This window comes from Paenibacillus sp. 7541 (genome assembly GCF_002276395.1).
In the GTDB taxonomy this organism is placed as follows: Bacteria; Bacillota; Bacilli; order Paenibacillales; family Paenibacillaceae; genus Paenibacillus_AQ; species Paenibacillus_AQ campinasensis.
In genome coordinates, this window is record NZ_NQLZ01000005.1 from 83,605 (window position 1) to 102,587 (window position 18,983).

The 18,983-nt window shown below is 51.4% G+C and carries 13 protein-coding genes; 11 read left to right on the top strand and 2 right to left on the bottom strand.

Annotation, left to right across the window (positions count from 1 at the left end; translation table 11 throughout):
• Positions 1-38: 38 nt before the first annotated feature.
• The gene (gene kduI, locus CHH75_RS02690; protein ID WP_095397390.1) at positions 39-872 is read right to left on the bottom strand and encodes a 5-dehydro-4-deoxy-D-glucuronate isomerase; all 834 of its coding nucleotides are present in this window, start codon (positions 870-872) and stop codon (positions 39-41) included.
• Between the two features lie 267 nt (positions 873-1,139).
• On the opposite strand from kduI, the gene CHH75_RS02695 reads away from it, so the two are divergent.
• The 6 genes from CHH75_RS02695 to CHH75_RS02720 all read left to right on the top strand — a co-directional run bounded on the left by CHH75_RS02695 (position 1,140) and on the right by CHH75_RS02720 (position 9,273).
• Positions 1,140-2,024, top strand: a complete 885-nt coding sequence (locus CHH75_RS02695; protein ID WP_095397391.1) for a glycerophosphodiester phosphodiesterase — start codon at positions 1,140-1,142, stop codon at positions 2,022-2,024.
• Positions 2,025-2,728: 704 nt separating this feature from the next.
• Positions 2,729-4,216 (top strand): L-arabinose isomerase, encoded by a 1,488-nt coding sequence (gene araA, locus CHH75_RS02700; RefSeq protein WP_095397392.1) that lies wholly within the window; start codon positions 2,729-2,731, stop codon positions 4,214-4,216.
• Between the two features lie 106 nt (positions 4,217-4,322).
• Positions 4,323-5,402 (top strand): GntR family transcriptional regulator, encoded by a 1,080-nt coding sequence (locus CHH75_RS02705; RefSeq protein ID WP_095397393.1) that lies wholly within the window; start codon positions 4,323-4,325, stop codon positions 5,400-5,402.
• 121 nt (positions 5,403-5,523) lie between these two features.
• On the top strand, positions 5,524-6,213 hold the full coding sequence (gene araD, locus CHH75_RS02710) for an L-ribulose-5-phosphate 4-epimerase (protein WP_095397394.1): 690 nt from the start codon (positions 5,524-5,526) through the stop codon (positions 6,211-6,213).
• A gap of 73 nt (positions 6,214-6,286) precedes the next feature.
• On the top strand, positions 6,287-7,957 hold the full coding sequence (locus CHH75_RS02715; RefSeq protein ID WP_095397395.1) for a ribulokinase: 1,671 nt from the start codon (positions 6,287-6,289) through the stop codon (positions 7,955-7,957).
• A gap of 140 nt (positions 7,958-8,097) precedes the next feature.
• Positions 8,098-9,273 carry a sn-glycerol-1-phosphate dehydrogenase gene (locus tag CHH75_RS02720; protein ID WP_095397396.1) on the top strand — a complete coding sequence of 392 codons (1,176 nt, stop codon included), beginning with the start codon at positions 8,098-8,100 and terminating at the stop codon, positions 9,271-9,273.
• A gap of 375 nt (positions 9,274-9,648) precedes the next feature.
• Here CHH75_RS02720 and CHH75_RS02725 read toward each other — a convergent pair whose 3' ends face one another.
• A complete protein-coding gene (locus CHH75_RS02725; RefSeq protein ID WP_176475442.1) occupies positions 9,649-10,887 on the bottom strand; it encodes an S-layer homology domain-containing protein in 1,239 nt (412 codons plus the stop codon).
• A 276-nt stretch (positions 10,888-11,163) separates the two neighbouring features.
• On the opposite strand from CHH75_RS02725, the gene CHH75_RS02730 reads away from it, so the two are divergent.
• From CHH75_RS02730 to CHH75_RS02750, 5 genes are all read left to right on the top strand, one after another.
• Positions 11,164-13,413: a helix-turn-helix transcriptional regulator gene (locus tag CHH75_RS02730; RefSeq protein WP_095397398.1), complete on the top strand. Its 2,250-nt coding sequence runs from the start codon at positions 11,164-11,166 to the stop codon at positions 13,411-13,413.
• A gap of 221 nt (positions 13,414-13,634) precedes the next feature.
• Positions 13,635-15,242, top strand: a complete 1,608-nt coding sequence (locus tag CHH75_RS02735) for an extracellular solute-binding protein (protein ID WP_095397543.1) — start codon at positions 13,635-13,637, stop codon at positions 15,240-15,242.
• A 91-nt stretch (positions 15,243-15,333) separates the two neighbouring features.
• Positions 15,334-16,236 (top strand): ABC transporter permease, encoded by a 903-nt coding sequence (locus tag CHH75_RS02740; RefSeq protein ID WP_095263006.1) that lies wholly within the window; start codon positions 15,334-15,336, stop codon positions 16,234-16,236.
• A gap of 67 nt (positions 16,237-16,303) precedes the next feature.
• Positions 16,304-17,179, top strand: a complete 876-nt coding sequence (locus tag CHH75_RS02745) for a carbohydrate ABC transporter permease (protein ID WP_095263007.1) — start codon at positions 16,304-16,306, stop codon at positions 17,177-17,179.
• 47 nt (positions 17,180-17,226) lie between these two features.
• The gene (locus CHH75_RS02750) at positions 17,227-18,969 is read left to right on the top strand and encodes a hypothetical protein (protein WP_369680142.1); all 1,743 of its coding nucleotides are present in this window, start codon (positions 17,227-17,229) and stop codon (positions 18,967-18,969) included.
• The last annotated feature ends 14 nt before the right edge of the window (positions 18,970-18,983 follow it).

Here is an 18,983-nt window from a genome sequence, read left to right on the forward strand (position 1 = left end):
TGAATTCTCATCTCTTCCGTCGGTAATGATGTTCCTCTCTATTGTAATTCCTTCATCGACACAGGGTCCATATCATCGTATTTTTTATTGTCACCGGCCATGCCCCAAATAAATGTGTAGTTGCTGGTTCCTACGCCACTGTGGATCGACCAGCTCGGGGAGATGACAGCCTGCTCATTGCGCATAACGATATGGCGTGTTTCCGACGGCTGACCCATCAGATGGAAGACAACCGCATCTTCCGGCAGGTCAAAATACATATAAGCCTCCATACGGCGCGGATGCGTATGAGCTGGCATCGTATTCCACATGCTGCCTTCCTTCAGCAGCGTCATGCCCATCACAAGCTGGGAGCTTTGGATGCCGTTCTGATGAATGAAGCGGTAGATGACACGGTCATTGGAATTTTTGAAGCTGCCGAGGGCGCTGGAGTCGGCTTCCTCCAATGTCGCCTTCACGGTAGGGAACTCCTTGTGAGCCGGAGCCGAGTTGAGATAGAATTTGGCCGGATTATGCGGATCATGGCTGGTGAATTTGACTTCCTTGGTGCCCATTCCAACGTACAGACATTCCTTATGGTTCAGCTCGTACGCGGTTCCGTCTGCGGTGACGGTCCCCGTCCCGCCAACATTGATAATGCCGATTTCTCTGCGCTCCAGGAAAAAGCCGACACCAAGCTCCTTCAGATCGGTCTCCAGCTTGACTTCCTCCCGGACCGGCAAGGCACCGCCGATAATCAGTCTGTCTTCATGCGTAAGGACAAGCTCAAGCTTATCAGCGGTAAACAGAGTCGGGATATGAAATTCCTTGCGAAGCCGAGCCGTGTCGAATTGTTTCACTTCCTGCGGATGTGAGGCATAACGTCTTTCCATAATGAAGATCCTCTCCTTTGGAACTGATTTAGGTTCATATATGTACAAATTACTCCATTTAGGTTCATTTTACAAGAGAATATTTAGAAAATGAACTCAAAAAGAGGGGGGGGCATGCGTTGCTTGCGTACATTCAGGCTAAGCAGTGCCTGTAAAATGGTGCTTCTCTCTTGCTTCTGCTGCAGGATTCAAATGATGACTGCTTGGAAAAACTAAATATAGCTGCACAGATCGGTACTTCTTATGGAAGGCGGGTGAGAGAAGCTTATGAAAAAAACATTACTGCTCATCGTGCTGGCCCTTGCCGTCTCCGGGTTACGCATCACATGCAACGCCATTTACGGATCAGGGATTCCGGTCCATCGGTTGGAGTCCTGGACAACAGCCGTAGAGCGCGGGCTGATGACGATCGCACATCGCGGAGCGTCCGGTTATGCTCCGGAGAACACAATCGCTGCATTTGATCAGGCGGTGAATATGCGGGCGGATATGCTGGAGCTTGATGTTCAATTCAGCCAAGACGGCCATGCCGTCGTCATTCATGATCCGACGGTTGACCGGACCACGGACGGGAAGGGAGCTGTTCAGAGTCTCACATTGGCGCAACTGCAGCGTCTGGATGCCGGAAGCTGGTATGAAACGTCTTTTCGCGGAGAGCGGATACCGACGCTGGCGCAGGTTCTTGAGCGGTACGGTGGGGAGGTCGGACTGTTGATTGAAGTCAAGGAAGCGGTCGCCGCAGAAGGAGTCGAGCGGAAATTAGTGGACATTTTGCAGCCGTATATGGCAACGGGCGAGGAGAATCGCCCCCGCGTCCCGCTGGTTGTACAGTCTTCGGACACGGCTTTTCTTGAGCGATTGCACAAGCTTGCGCCGGAGCTTCCGCTTGGTGTCGTGATTACGCGTGCGGGAAGATTGTCGCATGACGATATATTGGGTTATGCCCAGTATGCGGACTATATCAGCTTGCCGATCCGGCTTGTGAATAAAACGTCGGTGGGAAGGATTCATCAGATGGGATTGAAAGCCTTCGTCTGGACGATGCGGAATATACTGCAGGTGCCGTTGGTTGTGGAAGCCAGTGTTGATGGGATCATTACTGACTTCCCGGATATGGTGCCGACCCATATGAGAACATACAGTGAGCCTTAGACTCAATTGTTAGAGGATGGAAGGAGGCGTATTTTAGAAGCAGACAGTTATTCAAAGAGGTAGATGGTAGATGTGAAAATGTATCCTCAATATGTCGCGTCATATATCTGTTATATAAAATTACATATAAAGATACTGATAACAAATTTCAAGCAGAATAAAAGAATGAAATGAAGAATTTGAGTGAATTTAATTTACATAGGCAGTATTTTGTTATAATATAAAATAAATTTACGTCAATGTAATTGACACAAGAGGTTGGCGGTCATTATAATAGATGTTAATTAGCAGGTATATATGGTTATATATGGTTATGAATACGTGGGAAGGGAGGAGCGGATCGCCAATGGAGAAACGGAGTGTCATTATTAAAGGTTGGGCCTCGATTGTGTTGTGCATGATCTTAGTGTCAAGCCGTAGGTTAGAGCAGGAAGCTTCCCCAGGCAGCACGAATCGAGATCCCGATCGTACGCTTAATGCATAACGGTTAACTTGGTTATATGAATCTGAGCCCCGAGCGTCAAGCCGGGGTTGTTTTATTTGTCTTCATGCAGTTTATTGTGACAGAGGATCTTGATCTTTTATGCTTCCAGGCTTACAATATAGTCAACCAACTTGTACGTACAAATTTGTTATATATACATTGTTATAATTATATGTATGTACAAGATAAAGGCAGCAATTATACAGGAGGCGTCGTAATTATGGAATTGAAACCGCATTCTTTTTGGTTTGTCACTGGAAGTCAGCATCTGTACGGCCCGGAAACGCTGGATCAGGTTGCAGAGCATTCTCGAATCATTGCATCTGAGTTGGCTAAAGATTCTGTATTTCCGTACCCGATCGTATTCAAACCGATCGTCACGACATCTGATGAAATTTACAGCCTCATTCTGGAGGCGAACAACGATGAAAACTGCGCGGGCATTCTAACCTGGATGCACACGTTCTCTCCGGCCAAGATGTGGATCGCCGGATTGTCTCAGCTGCAGAAGCCGCTGCTTCATTTTCATACACAATTCAATCGCGATATTCCGTGGGAAACCATTGACATGGACTTCATGAACCTGAACCAGTCAGCCCACGGGGATCGCGAATACGGTCATATCGGGGCGCGGCTCGGCATCGCCAGAAAGGTGGTTGTCGGTCACTGGGAAGATGGGGAGGTCCGGGGCAGCATTGCCGGCTGGATGAAGACGGCTGCCGCATATGCGGAAAGCCGCAGGCTGAAGGTGGCGCGGTTCGGCGATAATATGCGTCAGGTTGCGGTAACGGAAGGGGATAAGGTTGAAGCTCAGATCAAGCTGGGCTGGTCCGTGAATGGTTATGGCATCGGGGATCTGGTACAGGTGATGAACGAGGTTAGCGATGCGGAAGTGAAGGAGCTGCTGGACGAATACGCCGAGCGGTACACGCTGACGAAGGAAGGGCTGACCGAAGGTCCTGTCCGGAGCTCGATCGCTTATCAGGCCCGCATTGAACTGGCGCTTAAGCGATTCCTGGTGGAAGGCGGCTTTGGCGCGTTTACAACGACCTTTGAGGATCTTCACGGCATGGAGCAGCTTCCCGGCCTTGCGGTGCAGCGCCTGATGGAGGCCGGCTACGGCTTCGGCGGGGAAGGCGACTGGAAGACAGCGGCACTGACGCGCGTGCTGAAGGTGCTTGCGAACAACCAAAGCACATCCTTCATGGAAGATTACACCTACCATTTCGAGCCTGGCAATCATATGATTCTCGGTTCTCACATGCTGGAGGTGTGTCCGACCATTACAGCTGAGAAGCCGAGCATCGAGGTTCATCCGCTTGGCATCGGCGGAAAGAGTGACCCGGCCCGCCTCGTATTCAACGGTCAGGACGGTCCTGCAGTCAATGCATCTTTGGTTGATCTGGGGCATCGTTTCCGTCTGCTGGTTAACGTGGTGGATGGCGTCAAGGTCGAGAAGCCGATGCCGAAGCTGCCTGTAGCTCGCGTGCTGTGGAAGCCGCAGCCGTCGCTGCGTGAATCGGCCGAAGCCTGGATATTGGCCGGAGGTGCGCATCATACGGTGCTGTCGTATGCGATTACCGCAGAGCAGTTGGCGGATTGGTCCGAGATGGTAGGTATCGAGTCCGTTGTCATCGACAAGGACACGAACATCCAGCGGTTCAAGAATGAGCTTCGCTGGAGTGAAGCCGCCTACCGTCTGAGCTAAACGGATCTGTCAGCATTCGCCCGGCCTATGATACAATAACGAGATAACTTTGCAATTTTTATCCTGACTTTTACGATTCGTAGGGCTAGAGGTGGATGATAAATAGATGAGCAGACGGATTCCGAAGTATATGGCATTAAAAAACGAGCTGTTGTCCTGGTTCGAAGCCGGAAGGCTGGAGACGGGCAAGCAGGTTCCCTCCGAGCATGAGATTGCGGAGCAGTTCGGCGTGAGCCGCCAGACGGTTCGGCAGGCCTTCGGCGAGCTGGAGAAGGAAGGCTGGCTGGAGCGAATTCAGGGGAAAGGGACTTTTGCGCGAAATCCGAAGCGGCGGGAAAGCGAGAAGGTAAAGACGATCGGCATCATTACGACGTATATCTCCGACTATATCTTTCCCCATATCGTACGGGGCGCAGAGGCGGAGCTGCGGAGCAAGGGCTATCGGCTTCTGCTGTCCAGCACGGACAACAACAAGGAGAAGGAGATGGAGAGCCTGCGGCTTATGACAAGCCAGCCCCTGAGCGGCCTGATCATTGAGCCGACGAAGAGTGCGGAGGGCAATCCGAACCTGGGTTATTTCCTGTCGCTGCAAGAGCGCGGGATTCCCTATTTGATGATTAATGAAAAGTACAGGGAGCTGGAGTGCCCCTGCCTTAAAGTTGACGACGAATCCGGCGGTTACATGGCTGCCAAGCATATGCTGGAGAAGGGACATACCTCCATTGCAGGCTTTTTCAAGCGAGATGATCTTCAGGGCGTGAACCGGTTAAAAGGGTTCTTGCGGGCACATCGTGAAGCAGGAATATCCCCGGCTCCCGAGCGAGTAATCACATATACGACGGAGCAAAAGGCGGATCTTCCACTTAAGCGGGCTGTGGAAATGCTGCGTCTTCCAGCCGAGGGTCGGCCGACGGCAATGGTGGGCTATAATGACGAGCTGGCTGTTCTTCTGATGCAGGCCGCATCACGGTGCGGGCTGCGAATTCCGGAGGACGTGTCCATCGTCGGCTTTGACGATTCCTCGCTGGCATCGGGCTTGAAGCTTACAACCTTGACGCATCCGAAAACGCAAATGGGGGAAATGGCAGCCAGACAACTGATTCAGATGATTGAGCAGGGCGGAGTGTTTGAGGACACCGTATACCTGCCTGAATTGGTAGAGCGGGAATCTGTCGCTCGGCGTTAAGCAGCAGCTGTATCGCTAAAGGGTGGCGGCGAAGGGAATGGCCGCCCCGAAGCGAGCCAGAGGTCCTGTACTTGTACGTACAACTATGACCTGTGTTAAGCGCGGAGAGGAGCGATGTTTCATGTTGGAGGCATTGAAGGAGCAGGTGCTGCAGGCGAATCTGGACCTGCCTAAATACGGATTAGTGACATTTACCTGGGGCAATGTGAGCGGCATTGACCGAGAGCGGGGCTTGTTTGTCATCAAGCCAAGCGGCGTGCCGTACGAAGAATTGAAGGCAGAGGACATGGTGGTGCTTGATCTGGAGGGCAATGTGGTGGAAGGGCATCTGAAGCCGTCCTCCGATACACCGACCCATCTGGTGTTATATCAGAATTTCAAAGAAATCGGCGGCATTGTTCATACTCATTCTCCTTGGGGAACGAGCTGGTCCCAGGCCGGGCGAGCCTTGCCGGCATACGGAACAACACATGCGGATTACTTCTATGGCGAAATTCCGGTGACCCGTCCGATGACCCGTTCGGAAATCGAAGGCGCTTATGAGCTGGAGACCGGAAAGGTGATCGTTGAACGGTTTGCCGATCTTGATCCGAATCAGATGCCGGGCGTTCTCGTGCATTCGCACGCCCCGTTCACATGGGGCAAGGATGCCCATAATGCCGTTCATAACGCAGTCGTTCTGGAGGAGTGCGCCAAAATTGCGGCGAGAATGCTGCAGATCAATCCGGACAGCCAGCCGATGGATCAGGTATTGCTCGACCGGCATTTTCTAAGAAAGCATGGGGCGAATGCGTATTACGGGCAAGGCTGAGCCGCAGCCTATCGTTATGCTCGGGGAAGGGAAGCTTGTGAACTTATAAGGAACTGACGGGGAGGAATGAAAGATGGGGAAGAAGTATACAATCGGCGTCGATTACGGCACACAGTCCGGCCGAGCCGTGCTGGTGGATCTGTCCAATGGGATGGAAGTGGCGGATCATGTGACACCATATCCGCATCATGTCATCGATGAGTATTTGCCTGGCTCTGGCCGCAAGCTGGAATACGACTGGGCGCTTCAGCATCCGGGAGATTATTTGGAGGTGCTTAGAAACTCCGTGCCCGCTGTGCTTAAGAAATCGGGAATCGATCCGGAGAGCGTGATCGGCATCGGGATTGATTTTACCGCTTGTACGATGCTGCCGGTGGATGAGCAAGGCGAGCCGCTGTGCTTCAAGCCGGAGCTTGCGGATCATCCGCACAGCTGGGTGAAGCTGTGGAAGCATCATGCAGCACAGCCGGAGGCAGACAAAATCAACCAGATTGCAGCAGAACGAGGGGAGAGCTTTCTGCCGCGCTACGGCGGGAAAATTTCGTCTGAGTGGATGATCGCAAAAATCTGGCAGATTCTTGATGAAGCTCCGGAAATATATGAGCGTACCGATATGTTCTTGGAGGCGACAGACTGGGTGATTGCCCAGATGACCGGGAATATCGTTCGCAACAGCTGCACCGCAGGTTATAAAGCGATCTGGCACAAGCAGGACGGATATCCAAGCAAGGATTACTTCAAGGCGCTCGATCCCCGACTGGAAAATCTGACAGACACGAAGCTGCGGGGCGAGGTGATTCCGCTTGGTACGAATGCAGGCGGCTTGACCGCGCCGATGGCCGAGATGATGGGCCTGAAACCTGGTATTGCCGTTGCGGTGGGCAATGTCGATGCTCATGCAGCCGTTCCGGCCGTCGGTGTGGTTACGCCAGGCAAGCTGGTTATGGCGATGGGAACGTCGATCTGTCATATGGTGCTCGGAACCGAGGAGAAGCAGGTTGAGGGCATGTGCGGCGTGGTGGAAGACGGAATTATTCCCGGGTTGTACGGGTATGAGGCTGGTCAATCGGCGGTCGGAGATATTTTTGAGTGGTATGTGAATGAGTCGCTCCCGGCCTATGTGGCCGAAGAAGCTGCCAAGGAAGGCATCGGCGTCCATCAATGGCTGGAACGAGAGGCAGCGCGCTACAAGCCAGGCCAGACAGGGCTGCTGGCTCTGGACTGGTGGAACGGTAATCGCTCCGTACTGGTGGATACGGATTTGACCGGCATGATGCTGGGCATGACCTTGCTTACCAAGCCGCAGGAAGTGTATCGTGCGCTGCTGGAGGCGACCGCCTATGGCACTCGCAAAATTGTGGATGCCTTCCATCAGAATGGCGTAGCGGTTGATGTCCTGTATGCCTGCGGAGGGCTGCCGCAAAAGAACCGGCTGCTCATGCAAATTTACGCGGATGTGACCAATCGTGAAATTATCGTGGCCGATTCCAAGCAGACACCGGCGCTTGGAGCGGCGATGTTCGCGGCTGTCGCGGCCGGCGAAGAGGCGGGCGGGTACGCCTCCATTATCGACGCAGCTGCGAGCATGGCGCGCGTGAAGGAAGAAACCTTCAAGCCGATTCCGGAGCATGTGGCCGTATACGAGCAGCTGTACCAGGAATACAGCAGACTGCATGACTATTTCGGACGCGGTGAGAACGATGTGATGAAAAGGCTGAAGCGAATTAAACAAGCAGCTGAATGATCATCATGTGACCGGATAGGTGACTTAAAAAGGTGAATCAATTGAAGCGGTGATTCGTTTGAAGGCTCTTGAAGCAGGCTTCCTGAGCTCGGGATCGGGAAGCTGCTCCATCAGTCAAGCGAAGGGAGGAATAGACGGTCATGTCAGATGCTTTAATGAATGCACGGCGTCTGCTGGAGCAGATGAAGCAGCGGGGAACGGCATTTCACGGACTGGAGCTGATGCTGCTGGAGCGCGGGGCACTTGCCCAGGTGGGAGGCTATTTACGAGAGCATGGTCTTGCCCAGCCTGTCGTGGTCGCCGATGCTCACACCTACAAAGCGGCAGGCAAGGAACTGCTCGGCCGCTTGAAGGATGAAGGAATTGACGTCCGACTCATTCTGATTGAGCCAGACGCCCAAGGCGACGTGGTGGCTGATGAACGCTCGCTGATGCAGCTGTTTATCGAAGCGGCGCCAGAGAAGACGGGATGTCTCATTGCCGTCGGATCAGGCACGATTCATGACATTACCCGCTTTGTAAGCCATCGGAGTCAGCTGCCCTTCCTGTCGGTTCCGACCGCACCGTCTGTGGATGGGTTTACTTCGGCAGGGGCTCCGATCATTGTGAAGGGGGTTAAGCAGACGTTTCAGGCTTCGGCGCCAGCAGCGATATTTGCGGATCTGGACGTGCTGATGAAAGCCCCGCAGTCTCTGGTGGCTGCCGGCTTTGGTGATATGCTGGGCAAGTACACCTCCCTGTTTGATTGGAGGCATTCATCCTCCATCGGTGGCGAGCCTTATGATGAACAAGTAGCGGCGATTACGGAAGCGGCGCTGCTGGCCTGTGTCGAGCATGTCCAGGACATCGGACAGCGTTCGGAGACGGGCATCCGCGTGCTGATGACCGCGCTGATCGAGTCCGGGATCGCCATGCTGTTGTTCGGGCAGTCCCATCCGGCATCCGGGGCAGAGCACCATCTGTCTCATTATTGGGAGATGGAGTTCCTAAGCGAGGGCAGACGAGCGCTGCTGCATGGCGCGAAGGTCGGTGTGGCTGCCGCAGAGATTTCACAGCTGTATCACGATGCGGTCGACAGCGGCATTTTCCCTTATGCAGAGCCGGAAGGGCTCGCACGCCATCGGGAGCGAATTCAGGACTGGCTCACCAAGGTGCCTTCGCCGGACCGGCTTCGTTCTTTGCTGAAGCAGGCCGGAGGGCCGTCCACCCATGAAGAGCTGGGGATCGAGGAGAAGCTGGTGCAGCGCAGCCTTCAGGAGGCGCACACCTTGCGGAACCGCCACACCCTGCTTCGGGCGCTGAATGAAGTGAGATAATACCTAAGACAATCAGACCTCATGCTTGGAAGGGACCACAGGGATGTCCTGTACCTCTTTTCCAGTGGCATGAGGTCTTTTTTGGCTGTGACTCTGATGAACTTTAAACAGGTAGAATTTTTATTCGGAAAGATAAGTGTCTTGATAGGATTTAAGCTAGCTTTAGCCTAGATCTCATATATAATTCGGTTTATCAAAATCTGTGACTGTATATGTATTGTATATATGTATTGAAGTCATCGGTGTAACATCAACGACTAGACCATTATCTAATGCAGCACTTACTGAATGAACCCCAAGGATAGAAACGGTTAAGAAGCTCATCAAAAGAGAGATAATAAGATAGCTAATCCTCTTCATTTATACACGTCCTTGTCATTGTGGCGTATACGGGAGCCCAAACATAACCAAAGTATTACCGCTCCCCAATTCTCCGCCATTATCCCCTAGATATCTGTGCATCCAGAAACGACGGGGAACGTCTTTTTTAAAGAAACCCGTGGTCAGAAAGTTGTCTCTCTCTGGCAAAACAGTTATACCGTATTTGGAAATAGTCCCACTTTCAAATCCAAAACCTTGCGTAAAGTTGTACAACGTGGAACTCGGGAAAGCTGCATTGCTTAAGGATGTGTTATCATTTGGAACTACTGTAACCTCAAGGAAAGTGTTATACGCATCATCAAATATTGGCCAGGAGAAATCTTTATCAACAAACATTTTCCCGTACAAATTTTTTGAATTTTTCGACGAATCAGCATCCACCACAATCATGCGGTGAACCGTCATCATACCTCGGTTGTACATCATTTTGTATGGCTTATCCTTAATACGGTCAAAGCTTGTCTCCTTATCAGTCCCAGAAAATTTACGGTACCTATGCGGCGTGGCTGTCGTCAGATTTGTGCCGGTCAGACCGACTTCGCGCATCTCTCTCAAGTCCTGAAATTCTTCCGGATCTTTATTCTGAACGTTTACGTATCTCGCCAGGATGACGGCCACTTCGGCGCGTGTTGTCGTTTTCCCTGGCCCAAACGATCCGTCCGGATAACCGGCCATCAGCCCCGTACCAAGCGCGACGGAAACATAAGGATAGTCTGCTTTATTCAACCCGCCTTTGAAATACTCGGCCACCGGCACGAGCGTGTCTTTGGTATCGGATAGCGCCTGCTTGAAGTCGTCATTCTTGGCAGCCAAACCAGACGCCATCCACTTGGCCATTTCTCGTCGTGTCAAAGCCGTGCCTGGTTTAAATCCGTTTTTGTAATCCGCAGCTAAAATGAAGCCCTTCGTGGTGGCTTGCTGAATCGCAGATTCCGCCCAATGGCCTTTAATGTCTGGATAGGTTCCCTGGCTGCTCATACTCTCGTTATTAGACACTCTGGCCATCAATGCAGCAAACTCCGCTCGGGTAATATTCGCGTTGGGACGGAAGGTTCCGTCCCCATAACCTTTGAAGTAGCCCTTTTTCACGGCAGAATCGATAGCGCTCTTGGCCCAATGGTTCGCAGGCACATCTTTAAATCCCCCGGAAGCTTGCACTTCATGGACGGGAATCCCTCCGACTGTAGTAAGCGCGATTATACCGGCTAATAGTCCTTTGATCAGTTTTTTCATAAATAAAGCGACTCCTTTTATTAACATCTTTCCTAATATCAATATATCAAAATGAATTCGAATTCGTCGAACCCATTATAGATCACCTAAACGAACAGACGGCGGTGCTGAATCCGTGATGCAGGAGAGAGATCCGGGAGATTTACTTTCGTTTCTCGTTGACGAATTTGAAGGTCGTCTTTTACAATACCGAGGTAAGCGCTTTCTTTTACGGTGACTAAAAAGTGTCGGTTAAGCATGGCAAGTCCACAGGCGTTTGAGGATCGGAGGGGTGAAATGAAAAAGAACTGGTATCGGCGAATGTTATTATCTTATTTCCCTATTTTTTTCGTAACGATGGCTGTGCTCATATTCATTTTTATTATTGTCGTAAGTGATATTTCGTACAAGCAAACGGTCAAAGCCGACCGGATCACGACCGATTACGTGGTAGGCCGGCTGAGCAGTTCGCTCAAAGGAATTGAATTGGACGTGCTGAAGGAAATCGAAAAAAATAAACGTTACGAAGATTTTCTGAACGTGGCGCTTACCGAGCAGAACAGCCAGATTATCATTGACGTGGCGGGCAGCTTGCGCGAGCTGGTAGCCAGCGACAGCTTGATTCACTCGATATACATTTATCGCATTCAAGACGAAAAGGTGCTGACACGGAGCGGGCTCGTGGACTCGGACAGGTTCGCCGACCGCTCCTTCATCGAACAAGCGTTGATCAGGCTGGATACCCGAAGCTGGTCACCTATCCGAAGCTATAGGGAATTCGGCTTGGACCAGGAGAAGCAGGTTGTCTCCATGTATAAAAGGGAACCTCTGCCCTTCGGCAATGATGGCCTGGTGGTCATCAATATTGATGTCTACGCTGTAGAGCAGATGATTCGCTCGATGAACAGCAATGAGGTTTCCTTTCTGGATGTGCGGGATGCTTCGGGAGAGCTATTGTTTTCTACCCGTTCAGCCGATGCAGGCAAGGATGATCAGCAAGGGAAAGTTGTGAATCGGATCACGCTGGATTTGCTCGGCTGGCAGTTTGAGAGTGGCATTGCGGCCGGTCACCTATTTTTATGGGTATCGCTTATTTCTTATATATGGGTAGTAATCGGTATCGTTACGGTTGTGCTCGCTTTGATCTACATCGTGTTTATTACGAAAAGAAATTATAAGCCGATTCGAACGATGATGAGCCGGATTGAGTCGCTTCACGAACGGGAGGATGCGCCGAGTCTAAATCGGGATGAGATGGCCCTGATTGATCAAACGCTGGAGAATCTGATACGTCAGGCAGCCGATTTTGAGAAGCAGCAGCGGGAGAATCTGCTGGTTAGCCGGCGTCAACTGTTCTATGACATTATGCTGGGCGAGAAGCTAAGCAGGCTGGATGAACGCTTGAAGAAGCTCGGGGTGCATCCTGATATGGAGGATCCTCAGTTGGCATTCGTGGTGGTGGAGATCAGAAACTACCATGATTTTCGCAGCACATTCTCGGAGCGGGACCAGCGCACGTTGAAATTTGCCTTAACCAATGTGCTGCAGGAGCTTGCTCAAATGGAGGGCATGTATTGCTGGGCGGAATGGGTTGCCGAGGAGAGGATGGGCATGATTGTTGGCGTAAGCAACAGTCATTCCTCCGCGTTACATCATATCAAAGGGTTTGCGGATAAAGGAAGGGAGTGGGTTGAGCAGCATCTGCGCTTTTCTCTCTTGTTCTGCATCGGGCAGCTGGAGGTGGATTGGCAGCATATGAAGCGTTCCTATAAAGCAGCGGAGGATGTGCTGCAGCATAAGTTATCGCTCGGGAAAGAAGCGATTATGATCAGCGAGGACTTGCCGGAGGCGTCGGACCGCAGATGGTATGAATATGTATTAATCAGCTCGGAGTTGGTGAAGGAATTTCGGCATCTGGACGGCGAGTGGCGCAACTGCATGGAGAGGCTGTTCGAGCAAATGAAGAAGGATTGCTTGAAGGATGAGGACATTCGTACGGTGCTGCAAATGATGATGGATATGCTGGGATATGAATTGTCCTCCATGTCTGATGATTTATATGGCCATCTTAAGAACCCGAAAATGGTCACACAGCTGAATGCTGATGGAACGGCAGGATCGCTGGAGGATTTAAAGGCATGTTACTTCGAGCATTTAACGGAAGTATACCGCTTGTACGTGGCGCACAGCGAAACGAAAAACCATCGTGCGATGATCGGCGAGATCAAGGCTTATATCGAAGAGAATTTTGAGAATCCAGACCTGTCCCTGAAGCATTTAAGCGACCGGTTTCATATTTCCCCGAAATACGCCAGTTATTTGTTCAAAGAAGAATTCAACCTGAAATTTGTTGATTTTATCGTGAAGCTGCGAATGGAGCGGGCACAGCAATTGCTTGCTGAAACCAATGAGACGATACAGAATATTTCGACTCAGGTCGGCTACGCCAATTCGATTACGTTTGGCCGCGTGTTCAAACGAGTGGTAGGTGTTACGCCGGGAGAGTACCGGAGATTGAAGATAAGGCCCGACAAAACCCGCCATTGACAGCATTTCATGAAAAAAGTTTATTGCGCGAATCCGCTTTATCCCACCACTGAAAAGCTAAATCCACAACAGTTTATCGCTTTGAAACAAGTTTATTGCCGCTTTATCCGGTATCATGCCATACTTTGGTCATTCCGAAGAGACCGACAACCACGATTATGAAAACGCCATCATTCATGGGCTCGTCGGATGAACATCATATCGAAGAAGGGGATGGTAAGATGCTTGGAAATACAAAAAGAAACGGGATGGCGATGGTTTCTGTCATTCTAGCGGTCCTGCTGCTGTTCACGGCCTGCTCGTCAAATTCAAACTCCAATGAGTCAGGCGGATCAAGCGGGTCGGAATCCGGACAACGGGTGACGCTCAAGATCGAAGTGTTCGATAGAGGAAACTCTCCAGCAGGGTCCACCATCACGGACAACTACTTGACAAGATACGTTCAGGAGAACTTCGGCGATCCCAACAATATCGATGTTGAATTCGTACCCGTACCCCGCTCCGAAGAGGTGGAGAAGCTGAATGTGTTGATGGCAAGCGGCAGCGATGTGCCGGATATCGTGTTCACGTATGATACGAATACATTTAACCGCTATGCTTCACAGGGAGGCTTGACCGATCTGGCTCCGCTGCTGGAAGAGCATGCTCCGAATTTAACGGCTTTCCTCGGTGAAGACATCCTGCAGTACGGCCTTTATGAAGGCACACAATACGCGGTTCCGGCCAAGCGCTCGCAAGTCGGCAAATATGCTTCCTTTATCCGCCAGGATTGGCTTGATAAGCTGGGGCTTGATGTGCCGAAAACGACAGAGGAGCTGTATGAAGTGCTGAAGGCTTTCAAAGAGAAAGACCCGGGTGAGACGGGGGGACAAGTCATTCCGTTAGCCATGACGGTGGCAAATGCCCAGTATGAGCCGCTGATCTGGTCTTTCATCGAGCCGCTCACGGAAGAACAGAGTTACACGCTGACGCAAACACTCGGCTCCAATGATTATCCGACCCTTCTGCCAGGCTTTAAGGAAGCGCTGCAGTTTATGAATAAGCTGTACAACGAAGGATTGATGAGCAGGGACTTTGCGCTGGATACAGATAAGAAAAAGCTAGGCGAGGACGTTTCTTCAGGCAAAGTAGGCTTCTTCAGCGAGGACGATGTTAATCCATTCTACGAGAACGGCATGTATGCTACTTTGCAAAAGAACGTCCCAGGTGCCACCTTATCTGCGGTGGATGTCTATTTAAATCCTGAAGGCAAGTATGCCAAACCGATGTACAATCCGAACGGCATGTATATTATGGTGCCGAAATCGAGCAATCGTGCCGTTGAAGCCATCAAGTATCTCGAATGGATGGCCACCGACGATCACCTGTTCCACATGCAGAACGGCGTTGAAGGAGAGAACTACACGATGGTAGACGACGTTCCCGTTGCGATGGAGAATCAAACGGAGGAAGCGCTGAACCGCCTGTACAATAGTGGCGACATGGCGATCATCTCCAACGGCAAGCAGCTTGGAAGCGAGGAGCTGAATCTGAGAGCGAGAGCGATGCAATTCCCGAAAGAATATCAGGATATTGTAGCGATCGCGCAGGAGCTTGCCAATACCGATCTGATTGAGCCGGTGGTCCTGAGCAGACCTATTGAAGCCCAGACGAAATACGGGACAACATTGCAGGAGAAATTCAAAGAGATGCTTGTAAAAACAACGATGGCAAAGCCGGACCAATTCGACAACGTGTATGAAACGATGATGAAGGACTATATGGCAAGTGGAGGACAGGCGATCCTCGACGAGCGCACAGCTGTCTATCAAGAGATGCAGTCCAAATAAAGTCAGGTTTGGTCATAACGGGAGACTGAGCTCGGGTGATCTCTCGATCTCTCGTCTCCTGTGTGAACCAATCGCATAGGGAGGGGCCGCTGTGAGTTCAAAAGTATATTTCCGCAGATATTGGCAGCTGTATGCGCTGGTTATGCTGCCGCTGGCATTTTTCATCATATTCAAGTACGGTCCGATGTACGGGATCCAAATCGCGTTTAAAGACTTCAACTTTTTTCAAGGGATCCAAGGAAGCGAATGGATCGGGTTCGAGGCATTCCGAGAAGTATTTGGCATGCGGGACTTTTACCTTACACTTCGCAATACGCTGATGCTCAATTTTCTGGATTTAGTCGTCTCGTTCCCGGCACCGATCATCCTGGCTATTCTGCTCTACGAGATGAGGACCGTCTGGTTTAAGAAGCTATCCCAAACCATTCTGTATATCCCTCACTTTATATCCTGGGTAATTATCGGCGGTATCGCTGCCCAGGTGTTCGGCACACAGTCCGGCATGATCAACAATGTTATCACTTCACTGGGATATGAGGCTATACCATTTCTCACAGAGAAAAATATTTGGCTTGTGACGTACTTACTGATCGGCGTATGGCAAAGTGCGGGCTGGGGAACGATCATCTATTTAGCGGCGTTGACCGGCATCAATAGAGAATTGTTTGAAGCGGCAAGCATCGATGGCGCCGGCAGAATGAAACGGATATGGCATATTACGCTCCCGGGTCTCAAACCGACGATTGTTATGCTGCTCATTATTAATCTGGGGCATTTGATCACGATCGGCTTCGATCGCCCGTATGTGATCGGCAACTTGGCCGTACGCGAGTACTCTGATGTATTAAGCACCTTTGTATATCGGATTGGTCTTCAATCCGGCCAATATACGCTGGCTACCGTCGTTGGCTTATTTCAGGCTGTCGTAGGGCTGGTTATGGTTCTTTCGGCCAACTATATCTCTAAGAAACTCACGGACGAAGGCATTATGTGAGGGGAGTGGGATACGGTGAAATGGCTGCCAATGCAAGGGATGATTTACTGGAAAGGAGCGGACGTCTGTGAGTGAGCAAACAGCCAATCGCGTGTTCAATACTGTCAATTTTATAGTTTTAACGATCGCCACACTGCTGTGTCTGGCTCCATTTATTCATATATTAGCAGTTTCCTTAAGCTCACCAGGACCTATTCTATCGGGAAAAGTCAATCTGATTCCGGTTGAGATTAATTTTGAATCCTACAAGCAGGTCTTTACCGATTCTTCGATGATACGTTCCCTTGGCTTCACGGTGATGCTGACCACTCTATTCACAGTGCTCTGCATGATCATGACCATCGCGGCCGGGTATCCATTGTCGAAGAGAAAGCTGAGGGGGCGCAAGCTGCTTATGACCGTCGTGGTCATCACGATGTTCTTCAGCGGCGGCATCATACCGGAGTACATTCTGGTCCGTAGTCTGAATTTGCTTGATACGATCTGGGCGCTCGTGCTGCCCGGTTTGATTAATCCGTTCTATTTAATCATATTGATCACCTTCTTTAATAATATTCCCGAGAGTCTGGAGGAGTCTGCGGAGATCGACGGCAGCAGTCATTTCCGAACGTTGATCGGCATTATCCTTCCGCTGTCACTCCCCGTCATCGCCACGCTCAGCCTGTTCTATGCGGTGGGACGGTGGAATGGATTTCAAGATACGCTCATGTACATCAACAGTCCGGAGCTGTACCCGCTGCAGCTGAAGTTGTACCAGCTGATCCAGAATAACATGATTACCGATCTGCTGGCGGCGGAAGGAGCGGGAGCTGTTGCGAAGCTCGTGCCCGAAGGATTAAAGGCGGCAAGCGTCATGTTTGCTACGGTTCCGATTCTGCTTGTGTACCCGTGGCTGCAGCGTTATTTTGTCAACGGAGTCATGATTGGCGCAATTAAGGGATGACATGACCAGCGTTACCGTGACATTTATAAGAAAGTGTGGGGAGATATGTGGCGATATATGACAAGTTAGTTGCAGCGAATGATGAATTCGCACAGATGGCGATGGAGCATCAGGTGCTTGATAAGGAAAGCCGCTTCCACGGAGGCGTCGTTGATCCGGCAAACGGCCTAGCCTGGCCGAGTCACGGCGGAACACCAAAAGATATGGCAACCTGGGCCTGTGCCCTCGTGAACAAGGATTCCCGATTTTATCACGATGATGAGCTGGTGCATCGTTTGGAACTGGCTGCGGAGTTTATGCTCCGGTCCCAGCATGAAGACGGCTCGATTTCCCCGCCATGGACCAATCTTCATTCCCCGCCGGACACGGCCTTCGTTGTAAGCGGGCTAGCCCAAGTGTATGCGCTGCTGAGCAGCCATGCTGACCGATATGAGCGGTTACAGAAGGTGGTGGCGGATATTTATACGTTTCTGGAGCGAACGATTCCCGTTCTGCTCACGGGCGGATGCCATACTCCCAATCACCGATGGGTGATATCCTCAGCGCTCGGATTTATGTATAAGCTGACAGGGCGGAAGGAGCTAAAGGCCAGGGCGGAAGAATGGATTGCGGAAGGAATGGACTGTACGGAGGATGGGGAATGGACAGAACGAAGCAACGGCATTTATAACGCGGTCAGCAATATTGTGCTGTATTATGCTGCGGAGCAGCTGGAGCGGCCCGAGCTGCTCGAGCCGGTGCGCCGGAATCTTAGGATGATGGCCTATCTGGTCCACCCGGACGGAGAAGTGGTCACCGATTATTCCGGACGTCAGGATTTTGGGCATGCGCACGATATGAGCGGATATTTCCTCTGTGCCAAGCTGATGGCTCACCGCGATCAGGATCCGTTATTCGAGGCGCTTGCCGAGCTGGCGGGCCGGTCGCTTAAGCATCCCGGCGGGTTGCCCAATCATGCGCTGCTCGGGCTGCTGCGCTATCCGAAGCTGCTTGAGTCCACCGTAGAGGCAAGTGCCTTGCCTGACTCCTACGGCGTAATTCTTAACGGCGGATTCGCACGGGAGCACTACCTGAGCGGGATGGAAGCCGCCGGGCATCATGGCCGGATTTATCACAGCAAGCTTCATCCTGACTTTGGCGCTCCGATTGCCCGCTATCGACGCGGAGCGACCAGCACGACCGTCATGACAGAGACGAACTCGTTCTTCGCGCTGCGCCATGGGGCTGTACGGCTGCTGGGGGTTCAGATTGCGTCGTCCTTCGGTCCAGGCTTCGTCAAGCCGAGCCGGTTGGAGACATTAGATCAGGGTGTTCGTTTAAGTGCGCTTGAGAAAAAAGGATATTACGGCCCCGTTTCTAAGGAGGACCTGCCCGAAACGGCAAGCGGGCTTGTCAGCCCTTGGTATTTGCTGCCGCATCATTTGCGGAAGGTGACCCACGAACAGCAGCATCAGGTTGAAATCATGCTGGAGGAAACCGAACGAGGCTGGAGCATTCGAGTCCGCTGTCAAAGGGAGGAGCCGATTTTGACACAAATTTCATTTGTCCTGGGCAAGGAAGGCGTATTGGCTGGCGGAGATCTTGAGCAGATCGCGGGCGAAACGTACTTTTGGAAGCAAGGGCCGGTTCGTTTGGCAGCAGGAGCGGATTGGATTGAACTTGAAGGCGGCGCATATGAGCATTGGGCCATGGGCATCAACAATGCCGGTTACCCGGCCGATTACCGGACACTGCTTGTGAACGTGCTTACGCCTTATGACCGGACGTTCGAATTAAGATTATCTCGTTAATGGGCATGCCTTTA

What these genes read in the sequence shown, in the direction of transcription:
- CHH75_RS02720 (WP_095397396.1), top strand. Translation starts at nt 8,098, where the DNA reads ATGTCAGATGCTTTAATGAATGCACGGCGTCTGCTGGAGCAGATGAAG.
- araA (WP_095397392.1), top strand. Translation starts at nt 2,729, where the DNA reads ATGGAATTGAAACCGCATTCTTTTTGGTTTGTCACTGGAAGTCAGCAT.
- CHH75_RS02735 (WP_095397543.1), top strand. Translation starts at nt 13,635, where the DNA reads ATGCTTGGAAATACAAAAAGAAACGGGATGGCGATGGTTTCTGTCATT.
- kduI (WP_095397390.1), bottom strand. Translation starts at nt 872, where the DNA reads ATGGAAAGACGTTATGCCTCACATCCGCAGGAAGTGAAACAATTCGAC.
- CHH75_RS02725 (WP_176475442.1), bottom strand. Translation starts at nt 10,887, where the DNA reads ATGAAAAAACTGATCAAAGGACTATTAGCCGGTATAATCGCGCTTACT.
- CHH75_RS02695 (WP_095397391.1), top strand. Translation starts at nt 1,140, where the DNA reads ATGAAAAAAACATTACTGCTCATCGTGCTGGCCCTTGCCGTCTCCGGG.
- CHH75_RS02715 (WP_095397395.1), top strand. Translation starts at nt 6,287, where the DNA reads ATGGGGAAGAAGTATACAATCGGCGTCGATTACGGCACACAGTCCGGC.
- CHH75_RS02705 (WP_095397393.1), top strand. Translation starts at nt 4,323, where the DNA reads ATGAGCAGACGGATTCCGAAGTATATGGCATTAAAAAACGAGCTGTTG.
- CHH75_RS02730 (WP_095397398.1), top strand. Translation starts at nt 11,164, where the DNA reads ATGAAAAAGAACTGGTATCGGCGAATGTTATTATCTTATTTCCCTATT.
- araD (WP_095397394.1), top strand. Translation starts at nt 5,524, where the DNA reads ATGTTGGAGGCATTGAAGGAGCAGGTGCTGCAGGCGAATCTGGACCTG.